The 16,021-nt window shown below is 60.2% G+C and carries 18 protein-coding genes; all 18 read right to left on the reverse strand.

All coding sequences use genetic code 11. From position 1 onward, the window contains the following. Positions 1-56: 56 nt before the first annotated feature. Positions 57-1,529: a ribosome biogenesis GTPase Der gene (gene der / locus AB4N41_RS03420; protein WP_024014210.1), complete on the reverse strand. Its 1,473-nt coding sequence runs from the start codon at positions 1,527-1,529 to the stop codon at positions 57-59. 135 nt (positions 1,530-1,664) lie between these two features. After that, a complete protein-coding gene (gene bamB / locus AB4N41_RS03425) occupies positions 1,665-2,816 on the reverse strand; it encodes an outer membrane protein assembly factor BamB (protein WP_252876853.1) in 1,152 nt (383 codons plus the stop codon). Next, complete coding sequence (locus AB4N41_RS03430; RefSeq protein WP_056790153.1) at positions 2,809-3,450, reverse strand: tetratricopeptide repeat protein; 642 nt, start codon at positions 3,448-3,450, stop codon at positions 2,809-2,811. Before AB4N41_RS03430 ends, bamB begins: the two co-directional genes overlap by 8 nt. A gap of 41 nt (positions 3,451-3,491) precedes the next feature. Then, a complete protein-coding gene (gene hisS / locus AB4N41_RS03435; RefSeq protein WP_252876854.1) occupies positions 3,492-4,781 on the reverse strand; it encodes a histidine--tRNA ligase in 1,290 nt (429 codons plus the stop codon). 22 nt (positions 4,782-4,803) lie between these two features. After that, a complete protein-coding gene (ispG, locus tag AB4N41_RS03440; RefSeq protein ID WP_016773332.1) occupies positions 4,804-5,913 on the reverse strand; it encodes a flavodoxin-dependent (E)-4-hydroxy-3-methylbut-2-enyl-diphosphate synthase in 1,110 nt (369 codons plus the stop codon). Between the two features lie 3 nt (positions 5,914-5,916). Then, complete coding sequence (locus AB4N41_RS03445) at positions 5,917-6,936, reverse strand: RodZ domain-containing protein (RefSeq protein ID WP_236168945.1); 1,020 nt, start codon at positions 6,934-6,936, stop codon at positions 5,917-5,919. Continuing rightward, positions 6,936-7,694: a type IV pilus biogenesis/stability protein PilW gene (gene pilW / locus AB4N41_RS03450; protein ID WP_252876855.1), complete on the reverse strand. Its 759-nt coding sequence runs from the start codon at positions 7,692-7,694 to the stop codon at positions 6,936-6,938. The genes AB4N41_RS03445 and pilW overlap by 1 nt, the downstream gene beginning before the upstream one ends. A gap of 12 nt (positions 7,695-7,706) precedes the next feature. Further along, the gene (rlmN, locus tag AB4N41_RS03455) at positions 7,707-8,855 is read right to left on the reverse strand and encodes a dual-specificity RNA methyltransferase RlmN (RefSeq protein WP_003227893.1); all 1,149 of its coding nucleotides are present in this window, start codon (positions 8,853-8,855) and stop codon (positions 7,707-7,709) included. 28 nt (positions 8,856-8,883) lie between these two features. Then, positions 8,884-9,309 (reverse strand): nucleoside-diphosphate kinase, encoded by a 426-nt coding sequence (gene ndk, locus AB4N41_RS03460; protein WP_024014216.1) that lies wholly within the window; start codon positions 9,307-9,309, stop codon positions 8,884-8,886. An 88-nt stretch (positions 9,310-9,397) separates the two neighbouring features. Beyond that, a complete protein-coding gene (gene iscX, locus AB4N41_RS03465) occupies positions 9,398-9,598 on the reverse strand; it encodes a Fe-S cluster assembly protein IscX (protein ID WP_252876856.1) in 201 nt (66 codons plus the stop codon). A gap of 14 nt (positions 9,599-9,612) precedes the next feature. Beyond that, entirely contained in the window at positions 9,613-9,954 is a 342-nt protein-coding gene (gene fdx, locus AB4N41_RS03470; protein WP_016773327.1) for an ISC system 2Fe-2S type ferredoxin, read from the reverse strand. Beyond that, positions 9,954-11,819: a Fe-S protein assembly chaperone HscA gene (hscA, locus tag AB4N41_RS03475; protein ID WP_039761433.1), complete on the reverse strand. Its 1,866-nt coding sequence runs from the start codon at positions 11,817-11,819 to the stop codon at positions 9,954-9,956. The genes fdx and hscA overlap by 1 nt, the downstream gene beginning before the upstream one ends. 50 nt (positions 11,820-11,869) lie before the next feature. Further along, on the reverse strand, positions 11,870-12,391 hold the full coding sequence (gene hscB / locus AB4N41_RS03480) for a co-chaperone HscB (RefSeq protein ID WP_056790165.1): 522 nt from the start codon (positions 12,389-12,391) through the stop codon (positions 11,870-11,872). Positions 12,392-12,399: 8 nt separating this feature from the next. Next, the gene (iscA, locus tag AB4N41_RS03485; RefSeq protein ID WP_003227904.1) at positions 12,400-12,723 is read right to left on the reverse strand and encodes an iron-sulfur cluster assembly protein IscA; all 324 of its coding nucleotides are present in this window, start codon (positions 12,721-12,723) and stop codon (positions 12,400-12,402) included. Between the two features lie 34 nt (positions 12,724-12,757). Beyond that, complete coding sequence (iscU, locus tag AB4N41_RS03490; RefSeq protein WP_003227907.1) at positions 12,758-13,144, reverse strand: Fe-S cluster assembly scaffold IscU; 387 nt, start codon at positions 13,142-13,144, stop codon at positions 12,758-12,760. A 101-nt stretch (positions 13,145-13,245) separates the two neighbouring features. Continuing rightward, positions 13,246-14,460 (reverse strand): IscS subfamily cysteine desulfurase, encoded by a 1,215-nt coding sequence (locus tag AB4N41_RS03495; RefSeq protein WP_016773324.1) that lies wholly within the window; start codon positions 14,458-14,460, stop codon positions 13,246-13,248. A 50-nt stretch (positions 14,461-14,510) separates the two neighbouring features. After that, complete coding sequence (gene iscR / locus AB4N41_RS03500) at positions 14,511-15,002, reverse strand: Fe-S cluster assembly transcriptional regulator IscR (RefSeq protein ID WP_016773323.1); 492 nt, start codon at positions 15,000-15,002, stop codon at positions 14,511-14,513. Positions 15,003-15,242: 240 nt separating this feature from the next. Beyond that, entirely contained in the window at positions 15,243-16,019 is a 777-nt protein-coding gene (gene cysE, locus AB4N41_RS03505; protein WP_024014221.1) for a serine O-acetyltransferase, read from the reverse strand. Between the last annotated feature and the right edge of the window lie 2 nt (positions 16,020-16,021).

A 16,021-nucleotide genomic window follows, 5' to 3' on the forward strand; every position in this document is an offset into this window, starting at 1 on the left:
CGGGGATAAATCCCCTCGCCACAAAAGCCCCACACAAAATTGTGCAGGGCCTCGGATCACTTCTTGTCGCGGCGCTTCTTGCTGGCTTTCTTGTTGTGCGACATCAAGCGACGCTTCTTGTTGACCTGGCGGTCGGTCAGCGTGTTCTTGTTGCCTTCGTACGGGTTCTCGCCGCCCTTGAACTCGATGCGGATCGGCGTACCGACCAGCTTGAGTACACGACGGTAAGTGTTCTCCAGATAGCGCACGTACGACTTCGGCACTTTCTCGATCTGGTTACCGTGGATCACGATGATCGGCGGGTTCGCACCACCGAGGTGAGCGTAACGCAGCTTGATCCGACGGTTGTTGACCATCGGCGGCGCGTGCTCGCCCACCGCATCTTCGAGAATCTGGGTCAGACGGTTGGTCGGCCAGCGGGTAACAGCGGACTTGAACGAGTTCTGCACCGAAGCGTAGAGGTTGCCCACGCCCGTGCCGTGCAACGCCGAGATGAAGTGAATGTCGGCGTAGTCGACGAAGAACAGCCGACGTTGCAGCTCGACTTTCACGAAGTCGCGCTCGCTCGGCGTCATGCCATCCCACTTGTTGATCGCGATGACCAGCGCACGACCGGATTCGATCGCGAAGCCCAGCAGGTTCAGGTCGTGATCGACCACACCCTCGCGGGCGTCCATCACGAAGATCACCACGTTGGCGTCTTTGATCGCCTGCAGGGTTTTGACCACGGAGAACTTTTCGACTTCTTCGTGGATCTTGCCGCGCTTGCGCACACCGGCGGTGTCGATCAGCGTGTACTTCTCTTCATTGCGCTCGAACGGAATGTAGATGCTGTCGCGGGTGGTGCCCGGCTGGTCGTACACGATGACCCGGTCTTCACCAAGCATGCGGTTGACCAGGGTCGACTTGCCGACGTTCGGACGACCGATGATGGCGATCTTGATCCCGTCTTTTTCGCTCGGACCAGGAATGCGCTTGGCTTCCTCGCCTTCGGCAACGACTTCTTCCTCTTCACCTTCAGCCGGCTCGTCATCATCGCGCGGGAATTCGCTCAGGGCGGCTTCCAGCAGTTGCGTGATACCACGGCCGTGGGCGCCGGCGATCGGGATCGCGTGGCCCATGCCCAGCGGGGCGAATTCGGCGCGGGCCATTTCCGGGTCGATGTTGTCGACCTTGTTGGCCACCACGTGGGAACGCTTGTTACGTTTGCGCAAATGCTCGGCGATCATCTGGTCGGCAGCGGTAAAACCGGCCTTGGCATCTACCAGAAACAGCACCACATCGGCTTCTTCGATGGCCAGCAGCGACTGCTCGGCCATTTTTTCGTCCATACCATGTTCGTCACCGGAGATACCGCCGGTGTCGATCAGAATGTAGGAACGCCCTTGCCACTTGGCCTCACCGTACTGGCGATCACGGGTCAGACCGGACAGGTCGCCGACGATGGCGTCACGAGTCCTGGTCAGGCGGTTGAACAAGGTGGACTTGCCGACGTTCGGTCGGCCCACCAGGGCGATTACGGGAACCATGCGGCTCTCCACTTCGTTATTTCAGAAAATACAAAAGCCGCTGCGAGGCAGCGGCTGGTGCTCGGGGCAACACCCGGGGGCGCTGCAAACCCTGCTGATGCAGGGCCGCTTGGGGATGAACCCCAAGCATAGTTGTTACTTGATGGTCAGGGCTTCCAGTTTGCCGCTGTTGCCATACACATAAATCGTGTCGCCCACCACCAGCGGACGGGCACGCAGGCCGTCGCTGTCGATGCGCTCACGGCCGACGAAACGACCGTCGACCTGACTCAGCAGATGCAGATAACCTTCCAGGTCACCCACAGCTACGTAGCTGGAGAACACTTCCGGAGCCGACAGTTGACGGCGAGCCAGCGAGTCGTTGCTCCACAGTGCGGTGGTGGAACGCTCATCGACGCCTTCAACGGTGCCCGAGGACAGGCTCACGTAGACGCTGCCGAAACCTTGAGCGATACCGGCGTAGCTCGACGCATCGCGCTGCCACAGTTGACGACCGCTTTCCAGGTCCAGTGCCGCAACGCGACCCTGATAGCTGGCCACGTACAGCGTGCCGCCCGACAGCAGCAGACCGCCGTCGATGTCGACGACGCGCTCCAGCTCCGAACGACCCTGTGGAATGGCGATGCGTTGTTCCCACACCGGCACGCCGTTGGAGATGTCCAGCGCGACCACTTTACCGGTCGACAGGCCAGCTACGGCCAGACGGTTGGTCGCCAGCGGAGCACTGGTGCCACGCAGGGTCAGGACCGCCGGGGTGCTGTCATACACCCAGCGCTGGTTGCCGGTGGCAGCGTCCAGACCGATCAGACGATCGTCCTGGGTCTGCACCACCACCACGTCGCCATTGTTGGCCGGCGGCGCGAGCACTTCACTGTTGACGCGGGCACGCCACTTCTCTTCACCGTTGCTGGTGTCCAGAGCGACGACTTCGCCACGCAGCGTACCGATCAGTACCAGACCATAACCCACGCCGACGGCGCCGGAGACAGGCAGTTCCAGATCCTGGTCCCACTTCACGTCGCCGTTGCTGCGATCCAGCGCCATCACCACACCAGTCACATCGGCGGCGTAGATGGTGTCACCGTCGATCGCCGGCACCAGCATGTTGTAGGTTTCGCCCTGACCGTCACCGATCGAGCGGCTCCACTGCTTCTGCAGAACGACTTCTTCTTTGAAGTCGGTCAGTTCGGCCGGTGGCAATTCTTTCTTGCTGTTGCTGCTGCAACCCGCGGCCAGAAGGGCCAGAGCCAGCAATGCTGCATGCTTCCAACGGATCACGTCACGCATCCCCTTTGGCCAGGTCGTCGAGCTTGATTTGAAGGCCACCGACCGCCGCTTCATCCGACAGTGCCGCCTTGGCTTTTTGATACGCCTTGTTCGCGTCATCGGTACGGCCCAAGCGCACCAGCAGGTCGCCCTTGAGTTCTTCGCGAGTGGCCAGGAACGCTTTGTCGGCATCGCCGTCGAGCAGTTTCAGGGCGTCTTCGGCCTTGTCCTGCGCGCCCAGCACCTGCGCCAGACGCTGACGGGCGATTTCGCCCAGCGCCGGGTTGGCCGGTTTGTCGACGATGGCTTTGAGTTCGGTTGCCGCGTCGTCCAGCTTGCCGCTGTCGACCGCCACTTTGGCGACGAACAGGCTGCCGTATTGCGCATAGGCAGAACCGCCGTACTCGCTGTTGAGCTTGCCGGCCAGATCCGCAACGCGGGCGGCATCAGGCTTGCCGTCAGGCGTCAGCGTGGTTTCCAGCAATTGCTGATAGAGCACCGAGGCGCCTTGCGACTGGTTGCTCTGGTATTTGTGCCAGGCCTGCCAGCCGAACACGATGACCAGCGCCAACAGGCCGCCGGTGACCAGAGGTTTGCCGTTGCGTGTCCACCAGTCCTTCAAATCCGCCAACTGTTCGTCTTCGGTACTCGACACCCCAATACTCCTTAATCGCTAAATCGGCTGTTAAGACAGCTTCAACCCTGCACGACGCAGGTGGCCAGGTGAGCGGCAAGCGCATCCCAGGCAATGCTTTGTTGTTCGCCCTGGCCACGCAGGGGTTTGAAACCTACCACTTGCTGGGCCATTTCGTCGTCACCGAGGATCAATGCGTACAGCGCACCGCTCTTGTCGGCCTTCTTGAACTGGCTTTTGAAGCTGCCGGCGCCGGCATTGACTTGCAGGCGCAGGTTTGGAAGTTCATCGCGAACCCGTTCGGCCAGGGCCAGACCGGCCAGCTCGGCCTCTTCACCGAAGGCGCAGAGGTAGACGTCGACCTGACGGGAAATTTCCTGCGGAATCTGCTCAAGGGTTTCGAGCATCAACACCAGACGCTCGATGCCCATGGCGAAACCGACGCCCGGGGTTGTCTTGCCGCCCATCTGCTCGACCAGGCCGTCGTAACGGCCGCCCGCGCACACGGTGCCCTGGGCGCCGAGCTTGTCGGTGACCCATTCGAAAACGGTTTTGCTGTAGTAATCGAGGCCACGCACCAGTTTCGGGTTGAGCACGTAAGGAATGCCGACGGCATCCAGACGCGCCTTCAGGCCTTCGAAGTGAGCGCGGGACTCGTCGTCGAGGTAATCGGCCATTTTCGGCGCATCGACCAGCACGGCCTGGGTGTCGGCATTTTTCGTGTCGAGCACGCGCAGCGGGTTGGTTTTCAGGCGACGCTGGCTGTCTTCGTCGAGCTTGTCGTGGTGCGCCGAGAGGTACTCGACCAGGGCTTCACGATAGCGACCACGGGATTCGCTGGTGCCGAGGCTGTTGAGTTCGAGCTTGACCGCATCACGAATGCCCAGCTCGCCCCACAGGCGCCAGGTCATGATGATCAGCTCGGCGTCGATGTCCGGACCGTCGAGGTTGAACACCTCCAGACCGATCTGGTGAAACTGACGATAACGGCCTTTCTGCGGACGCTCGTGGCGGAACATCGGGCCGATGTACCAGAGTTTCTGCACCTGACCACCGCCGGTGATGCCGTGCTCAAGCACGGCGCGCACGCAGGCCGCAGTGCCTTCCGGACGCAGGGTCAGGGAATCACCGTTGCGGTCTTCGAAGGTGTACATCTCTTTTTCGACGATATCGGTGACTTCGCCGATCGAGCGCTTGAACAGCTCGGTGAACTCGACGATCGGCATGCGGATCTGCTTGTAACCGTAGTTATCCAGCAGACGCGCCACAGTGCCTTCGAAATAACGCCACAGCGGGGTCTGTTCGGGCAGGATGTCGTTCATGCCACGAATGGCTTGCAGAGACTTGCTCACAAAATTTCCTTAATTCGTTCGATCAGCCGCGCGCGATAACGGCAGCGTCAGCTTCGACCTTTTCGGCCGCTTTCTGGCGGATCAGCTTTTCCAGCTCGTCCACCAGATTGTCATTCGTCAGCTTCTGCGACGGCTTGCCGTCGATGTAAATCAGGTTTGGCGTGCCGCCGGTCAAGCCGATATGGGCTTCCTTGGCTTCGCCGGGGCCGTTGACCACGCAACCGATGACCGCGACATCCAGCGGCACCAGCAGGTCTTCAAGGCGCCCTTCCAGCTCGTTCATGGTTTTCACCACATCGAAGTTCTGCCGCGAGCAGCTCGGGCAGGCGATGAAGTTGATGCCACGGGAACGCAGATGCAAAGACTTGAGAATGTCGTAACCGACCTTCACTTCCTCGACCGGGTCGGCCGCCAGCGAGATGCGGATAGTATCGCCAATCCCTTCGGCGAGCAGCATACCTAGGCCCACGGCGGATTTCACCGTGCCCGATCGCAAACCGCCGGCTTCAGTGATGCCGAGGTGCAGCGGCTGGACAATTTCTTTCGCCAGCAAACGGTAGGCTTCGACGGCCATGAACACGTCGGAGGCTTTCACGCTGACCTTGAAGTCCTGGAAATTCAGGCGTTCGAGGTGTTCAACGTGGCGCAGCGCGGATTCGACCAATGCGGCCGGGGTCGGCTCGCCGTATTTCTTCTGCAGGTCTTTTTCCAGGGAACCGGCGTTGACGCCGATGCGGATCGGAATGCCGCGATCACGCGCCGCATCGACCACGGCACGCACGCGGTCTTCGCGACCGATGTTGCCCGGGTTGATACGCAGGCAATCCACACCCAGTTCGGCCACGCGCAAGGCGATTTTGTAGTCGAAGTGGATGTCAGCCACCAACGGCACTTTGACCAGTTGCTTGATCTTGCCGAACGCCTCGGCGGCGTCCATGTCCGGCACCGAGACGCGAACGATGTCGACGCCGGCGGCTTCCAGACGATTGATCTGCGCCACGGTCGCAGCGACATCATTGGTATCGCTGTTGGTCATGCTCTGCACAGCGATCGGCGCGTCGCCGCCCACCGGTACGTTGCCGACCCAGATCTTGCGCGATTCGCGACGTTTGATTGGAGATTCGCCGTGCATGACTTATTGACCCAACTTCAGGCGAGCAGTCTCGCCACTGGTGAACGGAGCGATATCGACCGGTTGGCCGTTGTAGCTGACCTGTGCCGCGCGGGCAACGCCCAGACGTACGGCGAGCGGCGGCTTGCCGGAAACACTCACGCTGTCGCCTTTATGCTTCAGGCCGCTGAAAATCACTTTGCCACGGCCATCGGTCACCTGTGCCCAGCAATCGCCGGTGAACTGCAACTGCACCTGGCCTTCGCCGGCGACCGGCGCAGCTGCTTCAGCGCTTGGCGCTTGAGCAACCGGCGCGGTCGGGGCAGGTGTCGCTGGGACATTCGGCGCTGGAGTGGCCGGAGCCGCCACCACTGGCGCAGGCGTCGGTGCCGGAGCGCTTGGCGCAACTGCCGGGGCAGCCGGCTCGGTTGCTGGCGCTGCGGACTCGGCACCGGTGGATTCAGCACTGGTTTCCGACTGCGGCAAGGCCAGCGATGTCGAATTGTCAGCCTGATTTTCGGCGACAGCCTGATCTTCCGGCTCGTCGATCGGGTGGATCTGCGTGGTGCCGTCCGCGCCTTCGACTTCGACGTGTTCAGGCGCCAGGCTGGTCAGATCGCGGGTGCGCTGCGAGGTCTGATCCTGCCACCAGACGAAACCGCCACCGATGACCGCGATCAGCAGCAACAGGCTGACGATACGCAAAATGGTGTGGGAAACGCGCACCGGCTCTTCGATACGACCGAGGGCATGAACGTTGCTGCCCTGGGAATCGGTGCCGGTGGACTGGTCGAATTGCTGAACCAGAACGGTCTGGTCCATGCCGAGCAATTTGGCATAGGCGCGAATGTAACCGCGAGCGAAGGTATGCCCCGGCAGCTTGTCGAAAGCGCCGGCTTCAAGATTGCTCAGGGACGTCACGGTGAGGTTGAGCTTGAGGGCCACTTCGGCCAGCGACCAGCCATTGCTTTCGCGGGCCTGGCGCAGGGTCTCACCGGGATTTACGCGATTCGCTGCTACAACTTCGGGATGCGCCGCTTTCATCATTGCTCCGACAGGTATTGCTGATATTCCGGCGTACCGGGATAGAGTCGTTTTAATTGCAGACCGTAACTGGCTGCCTTGTCGCGATCTTCAAACACTTTTGCCAGCCGAACGCCGAGCAATAGACTACGTGCATTTTGTTCGGTGAGCTGGCTGAAACGGTCGTAATAGTCACGCGCGGGCACATAATGCCTGTCTTCGAAGGACAACTCAGCCATTTCCAGCAATGCGCGCGGTTGTTGGCGATTCAGGCGCAGGGCTTTTTCCAGCTGTTGCTGGGCCAGATCACGCTGGCCGAGCTTGGCGGCGGTCATGCCGAGATTTTCGAAGACCCGCGAGCGCTCAGGATACAGGGTATCGGCGGCCGCTTGTTCAAAACGCTCGTAGGCTTCCTTGTAGCGCTGTTCTTCGTAGAGAAAACTGCCGTAGTTGTTGAGGATGCGCGCATCGGCGGGACGTGAGGACAGGGCCTTGCGAAAGTGCTCGTCGGCAAGTGCCGGTTCCATTTCAGCTTGGAACACCAGACCGAGGGCCGCATTGGCGTCGGGGTCGGAACTGTCCAGCTCCAGCGCTTTCTTCAATGGCACCTTGGCGCGCTCGGTCATGCCTTGCTGCAGATAGCCCAGCCCCAGCTGCACGTAGGCAGCCCGCGCTTCATCGCGGCCCTTGCTGGTCTTCATCGGGTTGTAGTCACCCGACAGGACACAGCCAGCGCACAGGCTGGCCAACAGCAACAGCAGCGCAAAGCGCAGGGACATAGAGATCCTCTCTTAGTTAGTGTTCGCGGCGTTCTGTGCCAGATCGCTGTCGGCGCTCAACTCGCGCACGGCGATGTAACGTTCGCTGCGACGGGTGCGATCCAGCACCTGCCCTACCAATTGACCACATGCGGCGTCGATGTCTTCACCACGGGTGGTGCGCACGGTGACGTTGAAACCGGCCTGATGCAACTGATCCTGGAAGCGGCGGATGGCATTGTTGCTCGGCCGCTCGTACCCGGAGTGCGGGAACGGGTTGAACGGGATCAGGTTGATCTTGCACGGGATGTCTTTAAGCAGCTCGATCATTTCCACTGCGTGCTCAAGCTTGTCGTTGACGTCCTTGAGCAAGGTGTACTCGATGGTCAGCACACGTTTCTCACCAAGGGCGGACATGTAGCGCTGGCACGACTCGAGCAGCATCTTAAGCGGATATTTCTTGTTGATCGGCACCAATTGGTTACGCAATGCGTCGTTCGGTGCGTGCAGGGACAACGCCAGGGACACGTCGATGTGCTTGGCCAGCTCATCGATCATCGGCACCACACCCGAGGTGGACAGGGTCACGCGGCGCTTGGAGATCCCGTAGCCGAGGTCATCCATCATCAGATGCATGGCGGCGACGACGTTGTCGAAGTTGAGCAACGGCTCGCCCATGCCCATCATCACCACGTTGGTGATGGCGCGGTCGATGGTAGCCGGGACGCTGCCGAAAGATTTGTTGGCAATCCACACCTGACCGATGACTTCGGCGGCGGTGAGGTTGCTGTTGAAGCCTTGCTTGCCGGTGGAGCAGAAACTGCAATCCAGGGCACAGCCTGCCTGGGACGAAACGCACAAGGTGCCGCGTTTGCCCTGGGGAATGTACACGGTCTCGACGCAGCTGCCGGACGCCACGCGCACCACCCATTTACGGGTGCCGTCGCTGGAGATGTCCTCGCTGACCACTTCCGGACCACGCACTTCAGCAATGGCCTTGAGCTTGTCGCGCAAGGCTTTGCTGACGTTCGTCATGGCGTCGAAATCATCGACGCCAAAGTGGTGAATCCATTTCATTACCTGACCGGCACGGAAACGCTTCTCCCCGATTGAGTCGAAGAATTTTTCCATTTCCGGCTGGGTCAGACCCAGCAGGTTTGTTTTAACAGTCGATGTAGTCATGGATTCACCTTCACTCTGCAAGCAATGCTTAGCGAGTGGTTACTTCAGTAGCTGCGAAGAAGTAAGCGATTTCGCGAGCGGCAGCAGCTTCGGAGTCCGAACCGTGAACGGCGTTGGCGTCGATCGATTCAGCGAAGTCAGCACGGATGGTGCCGGCAGCAGCTTCTTTAGGGTTGGTAGCGCCCATCAGCTCACGGTTGCGAGCGATAGCGTTTTCACCTTCCAGAACCTGAACGACAACCGGACCGGAAGTCATGAAAGCAACCAGGTCACCGAAGAAACCGCGCTCGCTGTGCTCAGCGTAGAAGCCTTCGGCTTCGGCTTTGGACAGTTGCTTCAGTTTCGAAGCTACAACGCGCAGGCCAGCGTCTTCGAAGCGAGTGGTGATCTTGCCGATCACGTTTTTAGCAACGGCGTCAGGCTTGATGATGGAGAAAGTACGTTGAACAGCCATGGTGTAACTCCAGAAACGGTAATTTGCGAAAAATTAAACCCGCGAATTATACGCGGGTTCTTTGGTATTGCCTAACCTGCGAGGACGATCAGTCGACTTCTTCGATCCAGAGCGCCTGAACCGCTTCCAACACCTTCTCGCCGACACAGCCGGAGGTGTTGTCGAAGTCAGGCAGTTCCATGATCCATCGCTGCAAGTCGACGAAATTGACATAAACCGGATCTACATCCGGCTTGGCTTCCGCCAATTCTTCTGCAATGCGTTGAACATCATTCCAACCGTAGCTCATGACAGTCTTACCAGTCAGTGCGGCGCTTCGGCCGCATGGTTAAGCGAATATTTCGGAATCTCGACGGTGAGGTCTTCCTCACCGACGATGGCCTGGCAAGCCAGACGCGATTGCGCCTCAAGGCCCCAGGCACGATCAAGGAAATCCTCTTCCAGCTCGTCAGCCTCTTCCAGCGAGTCAAAACCCTCGCGGATGATGCAGTGGCAGGTGGTGCAGGCGCAGACGCCGCCGCACGCGCTTTCCATCTCGATATGGTGTTCGTGGGCCAGTTCGAGAATCGATGTGCCGGGCGCAGCCTCGACCACCATGCCTTCAGGGCAGAACTTCTCGTGGGGCAGAAAAATGACCTGCGGCATCAGATATCCTCGATTTCATTCAGGTTGCGTCCCGACAGAGCGGCTTTCACCGTCAGATCCATGCGGCGGGCAGCAAAAGCATCGGTCACTTGCGACAGACGCTTGGTCTGCTGCTCGATGGCGTAGCCATCGGTACCTTTCATCAGTTCGGCCAGTTCCTGCATTTGCAGTTCGATGACCATGCGCTCTTCGGCGTCGAGCAGACGCTCGCCATCGGCCTCCAGCGCGCCCTGCACCGCTTCGAGCAGGCGCTGGGCATCGACTTGCTGCTCACGCAGAACGCGGGCGACCTTGTCGTCATTGGCGTGCTGGAACGAATCCTTGAGCATCTTGGCGATTTCGCCATCGGTCAGACCATAGGAAGGCTTGACCTGAATGCTCGCTTCAACGCCCGAGCCCAATTCACGGGCAGACACGCTGAGCAGACCGTCGGCGTCGACCTGGAAGGTCACGCGAATTTTCGCCGCACCGGCCACCATCGCCGGAATGCCGCGCAATTCGAACCGTGCCAGAGAGCGGCAGTCGCTGATCAGCTCGCGCTCACCCTGCAACACGTGGATCGCCATGGCCGACTGGCCGTCTTTATACGTGGTGAAATCCTGAGCGCGCGCGACGGGGATGGTGGTGTTGCGCGGAATAACCTTCTCCATCAGCCCGCCCATGGTTTCCAGCCCCAGGGACAGCGGAATCACGTCGAGCAGCAGCAGTTCGCCGCCATCGCGCTTGTTGCCAGCCAGGGTGTCGGCCTGGATCGCGGCCCCGATGGCAACCACTTGATCCGGGTCGATTTCCGTCAATGGCTGACGACCGAAGGCTTCGGCAACGGCTTCACGCACGCGCGGCACGCGGGTCGAACCGCCGACCATGACCACGGCGTGGACGTCTTCCAGCTCGATACCGGAATCGCGAACCGCGCGGCGGCAGGCTTTCAGACTGCGCGCGACCATTGGCTCGATCAGCGCATCGAAGGCTTCGCGGGTCAGTTGCGCTTTCCAGTCGCCGTAAGCCACTTCCACACTGGCCGCATCGGTCAAAGCCTCTTTGGCCGCGCAAGCGGTTTGCAGCAGATTGCGTTGTGCGCCCGGGTCGAGATCGGCGGACAGGCCAGCACTCTCGATGATCCAGCCGGCAATCGCATGATCGAAGTCATCGCCGCCCAGCGCGCTGTCGCCGCCAGTGGCCAGAACTTCAAAGACGCCGCCAGTCAGACGCAGAATCGAAATATCGAAGGTACCGCCGCCAAGGTCATAAATTGCAACCAGGCCTTCAGCATGTTGATCCAGACCATACGCCACAGCAGCAGCGGTCGGCTCATTGAGCAGACGCAACACGTTCAGACCGGCGAGTTTGGCCGCATCTTTGGTGGCCTGACGCTGCGCATCGTCAAAGTAGGCAGGAACGGTGATTACCGCGCCAACCAGTTCGCCACCCAAGGTCGCTTCAGCGCGCTGACGCAGGACCTTGAGGATATCCGCGGAGACTTCAACCGGGCTTTTCGGGCCTTGCACGGTGTCGATGAACGGCATGTGCGATTCGCCGCCGACAAAGCGGTACGGCAGTTGCTCGCCCAATTGCTTGACGTCGGACAGACCACGACCCATCAAGCGCTTGACCGAGAGCACGGTGTTAAGAGGATCGGAGGATGCCGCCAGCTTGGCGGACTCACCGACTTCGACGCGGTCGGCGTGATAACGCACGGCGGACGGCAGGATGACCTGCCCGTTGGCGTCGGCCAGCGGTTCGGAAAGACCACTGCGCAGCGCAGCGACCAGCGAATTGGTAGTACCCAAGTCGATGCCCACAGCCAGACGGCGCTGGTGCGGTTGAGGACTTTGGCCGGGTTCGGCGATCTGCAGTAGAGCCATGGTGATCAGGTCTTGTCTGTCTGTCAGCGTGCAATCAGGGCAGCACTGGGTTAATCGTCGAGGCGCTCTTCCAGCTGGCGCACTTCGTAGGTGAGCTTGTCGAGGAACTGCATGCGCCGCATCAGGCGTTCGGCCTGTTCACGTTGCGCTGCATCATCCCAACAGGCTGCGAAGCTTTCGTTGAGCTGTTCCTGAGCCGTCTTCAAACGACGCTTGAATACCGCGACACCGTCGAGGTCAGCGCTGTCCTGCAGATCTTCGAGCTCTTCGCGCCATTGCATCTGCTGCAGAAGAAACTCGGGATCGTGGACGGTGACTTCCATCGGCACTTCATGCCCGCTGATTTTCAGCAGGTAGCGTGCGCGCTGGGCCGGGCTCTTGAGCGTCTGGTAGGCGTCGTTGAGCCGCGCCGATTGCTCGAGCGCCGAGCGCTGCTCGCGTTCGGATGCATCGGCAAAACGGTCAGGATGGACGCCGCGCGCCAACTCACGGTAGCGCGTGGCCAACTGCTCGAGATCCAGGCGGAAGCTCGGTTGCAGCTCAAATAAAGCGAAATGACAAGGAATACCCACGACCAGCCTCAGATGTTGAAGCTTTCGCCGCAGCCACATTCACCGCGCACGTTGGGGTTGTTGAACTTGAAGCCTTCGTTCAACCCTTCCTTGACGAAGTCGAGCTCGGTGCCGTCCAGGTAGGCCAGGCTTTTCGGGTCGATGATCACTTTTTCGCCGTGACTCTCGAACACCTGATCTTCCGCCACCACCTCGTCGACAAACTCCAGCACGTAGGCAAGGCCGGAACAGCCTGTGGTGCGAACACCCAGACGAATCCCTTCACCTTTGCCGCGCCCATCGAGGGAGCGCCGCACGTGTCGAGCAGCCGCTTCTGTCATGCTGATAGCCATCGTTGACTCCTTACTCGTCGCCGAATCTTGAAATTCAGATCAAGCCTTTCTTCTGCTTGTAATCGCGAACAGCCGCTTTGATAGCGTCTTCAGCGAGCACGGAGCAGTGGATTTTCACTGGCGGCAGGGCCAGTTCTTCGGCCAGCTGAGTGTTCTTGATGGTTTCGGCTTCGTCCAGGGTCTTGCCCTTCATCCACTCGGTGGCGAGGGAGCTGGAGGCAATGGCCGAACCGCAACCGTAGGTCTTGAACTTGGCGTCTTCGATAACGCCCTGATCGTTGACCTTGATCTGCAGACGCATCACGTCGCCGCACGCCGGAGCGCCGACCATGCCGGTGCCGACATCAGGATCTTCCGCGTTCATCTTGCCGACGTTGCGCGGGTTTTCGTAGTGGTCGATGACCTTTTCGCTGTAAGCCATGATTCTCAATCCTCACTCATCAGGGCCGCTCTTGAGACCCTGCAACTGCGCTGCGTTAACCGCCGCGTCGCTACAGGATCTGTATCCGGCGGCTTCTATAGTTAGTGTGCCGCCCACTCGATTTTCGAGATATCGACGCCGTCTTTGTACATGTCCCACAGCGGCGACAGAGCGCGCAGCTTGGTAACGGCCTCGCAGACTTTCTGCGCGGCGTAGTCGATTTCTTCTTCGGTGGTGAAACGGCCGAAGGTAAAGCGGATCGAGCTGTGTGCCAGTTCGTCGTTGCGGCCCAGGGCGCGCAGTACGTACGAAGGCTCCAGCGACGCCGAGGTGCAGGCCGAACCGGACGATACCGCCAGATCCTTGAGCGCCATGATCAGCGACTCGCCTTCAACGTAGTTGAAGCTCAGGTTCAGGTTGTGCGGAACGCGGGCGGTCAGGCTGCCGTTGACGTACAGCTCTTCCAGGTGCTCGACCTGCTTGTAGAAGCGATCGCTCAAGGCTTTGATGCGCACGTTTTCAGCGGCCATGTCTTCCTTGGCTACGCGGAACGCTTCGCCCATGCCGACGATCTGGTGGGTCGCCAGGGTGCCGGAACGCATGCCGCGCTCGTGACCGCCGCCGTGCATGGTCGCTTCGATGCGCACACGCGGCTTGCGGCTGACGTACAGCGCGCCGATGCCTTTAGGGCCATAAGTCTTGTGGGCGGAGAACGACATCATGTCGACTTTCAGCTTCTGCAGATCGATTTCGACCTTGCCGGTGGACTGAGCCGCGTCGACATGGAACAGCACGCCTTTGGCGCGCAGCATCTCGCCGATGGCAGCGATGTCGTTGATGGTGCCGATTTCGTTGTTGACGTGCATCACCGACACCAGAATGGTGTCTTCGCGCAGTGCGGCGTCAATCATTGCCGGGGTGATCAGACCGTCTTCGGTCGGCTCGAGGTAGGTCACTTCGAAGCCTTCACGCTCCAGCTGGCGCATGGTGTCGAGGACTGCCTTGTGCTCGATCTTGCTGGTGATCAGGTGCTTGCCCTTGGAGGCGTAGAAATGTGCCGCGCCCTTGATCGCCAGGTTGTCGGATTCGGTGGCACCGGAGGTCCAGACGATTTCGCGCGGGTCGGCATTGACCAGATCGGCCACCTGACGACGAGCGTTTTCGACGGACTCTTCAGCCTTCCAGCCGAACACGTGGGAGCGGGACGCCGGGTTACCGAAGTTTCCGTCGACCAGCAGGCATTCACTCATTTTCTGCGCAACGCGCGGATCAACCGGGGTGGTTGCAGAGTAATCAAGGTAAATCGGCAATTTCATGGACTATCTCCTAAATCAGGGCTGGCGTGCCGCGGGTAGCTCTTCGGCTGTCATTCGACGGCGGACGCTTCAATCTTGTCCAGGCGTGGCGCCTTGCTGCTGCATCGGCGCTGGTCCTGACGCTGGGCCACTTCTTGTACCTCACGGCGAGTCACAAGGTCGGCCAAGCTGATACCGCTCAGAAATTCGTGAATCTGCAGGCTCAAGTCGCACCACAGATGATGGGTCAGGCAGGTATCACCGGAATGGCAATCGCCCTGGCCCTGGCACTTGGTGGCATCGACCGATTCGTTCACCGCATCGATCACCTGGGCGACCTGGATGCCCTGCATGTCGCGGGACAACTGGTAGCCACCACCCGGACCGCGAACGCTGGAAACCAGGTTGCTGCGGCGCAGCTTGGCAAACAGCTGCTCGAGGTAGGACAGGGAGATGCCTTGGCGCTCGGAGATATCGGCCAGAGACACCGGCCCGTGCTGCGCGTGCAACGCCAGGTCAAGCATGGCGGTCACGGCGTATCGGCCTTTTGTAGTCAGTCGCATGGACAGTTACCACGGAGTTCGGAATGGGCGGGAGTATGCAATTCCCGAGCATTTAAGTCAACTATAAGACCTAGTGCTTTAGTCGGGTTTACCCGCAAAAGAGCGCGCGCACTATAGCAAAGACGGGCTGCGGACAGCCAGCGGAACCGCGTGATCGTTCTTCGCGAGCAGGCTCGCTCCCACATTGGAATGCATTGCTCTTGTGGGAGCGAGCCTGCTCGCGAAAAGCAGCGCCGCGGTTCAGCCGGCTTTCGATTCGTCCTTGCCTTTGACGCAAGCGAAGTCTTCTTCGCGCAGCTCAGGCAGATCTTTCGCACAGTAATTGCTGCCCAGATCCTTCAGCGCGCCGCACATGCCTTCCAGGCGCCCGTCCACTGCTTGCAGATGATCGAGCAACTGGCCGATGGCGCGAGCCACCGGGTCAGGCATGTCTTCGCTGACACCGTAGGCGTCGAAACCGATCTTTTCCGCCATGGCTTTGCGCTTGGCGTCCTGCTCTTCATCGGTCTTGACGATGATCCGCCCCGGAATCCCCACCACCGTGGCGCCCGGCGGCACTTCCTTGGTGACCACAGCGTTGGAGCCGACTTTGGCGCCGGCACCCACCGTGAACGGGCCAAGCACCTTGGCGCCAGCACCAACCACCACGCCGTCACCCAGTGTCGGGTGGCGCTTGCCTTTGTTCCAACTGGTGCCGCCGAGGGTCACGCCTTGATAGATGGTGACGTCGTCGCCGATCTCGGCGGTTTCACCAATGACGATGCCCATGCCGTGATCGATGAAGAAACGCCGACCGACCTTGGCGCCCGGATGAATCTCGATCCCGGTCAGCCAGCGACCGAAGTTCGACACCAGCCGCGCCAGCCACTTCAATTCGTTGCGCCAGAGCATGCCGGCCAGTCGATGAATCCAGATCGCATGCATGCCGGGGTAGCAGGTCAGGACTTCAAAAGCGTTACGTGCCGCCGGGTCTCGATGGAATACGCTCTGGATATCTTCACGCAAACGCTCAAACATCA

It is taken from the genome of Pseudomonas sp. S2_A10, from assembly GCF_054668465.1.

Coding starts and splice junctions, on each gene's coding strand:
- der (WP_024014210.1), bottom strand. CDS start 1,529: ATGGTTCCCGTAATCGCCCTGGTGGGCCGACCGAACGTCGGCAAGTCC.
- bamB (WP_252876853.1), bottom strand. CDS start 2,816: ATGCGTGACGTGATCCGTTGGAAGCATGCAGCATTGCTGGCTCTGGCC.
- ispG (WP_016773332.1), bottom strand. CDS start 5,913: ATGCACGGCGAATCTCCAATCAAACGTCGCGAATCGCGCAAGATCTGG.
- AB4N41_RS03445 (WP_236168945.1), bottom strand. CDS start 6,936: ATGAAAGCGGCGCATCCCGAAGTTGTAGCAGCGAATCGCGTAAATCCC.
- pilW (WP_252876855.1), bottom strand. CDS start 7,694: ATGTCCCTGCGCTTTGCGCTGCTGTTGCTGTTGGCCAGCCTGTGCGCT.
- rlmN (WP_003227893.1), bottom strand. CDS start 8,855: ATGACTACATCGACTGTTAAAACAAACCTGCTGGGTCTGACCCAGCCG.
- ndk (WP_024014216.1), bottom strand. CDS start 9,309: ATGGCTGTTCAACGTACTTTCTCCATCATCAAGCCTGACGCCGTTGCT.
- iscX (WP_252876856.1), bottom strand. CDS start 9,598: ATGAGCTACGGTTGGAATGATGTTCAACGCATTGCAGAAGAATTGGCG.
- fdx (WP_016773327.1), bottom strand. CDS start 9,954: ATGCCGCAGGTCATTTTTCTGCCCCACGAGAAGTTCTGCCCTGAAGGC.
- hscA (WP_039761433.1), bottom strand. CDS start 11,819: ATGGCTCTACTGCAGATCGCCGAACCCGGCCAAAGTCCTCAACCGCAC.
- iscA (WP_003227904.1), bottom strand. CDS start 12,723: ATGGCTATCAGCATGACAGAAGCGGCTGCTCGACACGTGCGGCGCTCC.
- iscU (WP_003227907.1), bottom strand. CDS start 13,144: ATGGCTTACAGCGAAAAGGTCATCGACCACTACGAAAACCCGCGCAAC.
- AB4N41_RS03495 (WP_016773324.1), bottom strand. CDS start 14,460: ATGAAATTGCCGATTTACCTTGATTACTCTGCAACCACCCCGGTTGAT.
- iscR (WP_016773323.1), bottom strand. CDS start 15,002: ATGCGACTGACTACAAAAGGCCGATACGCCGTGACCGCCATGCTTGAC.
- cysE (WP_024014221.1), bottom strand. CDS start 16,019: ATGTTTGAGCGTTTGCGTGAAGATATCCAGAGCGTATTCCATCGAGAC.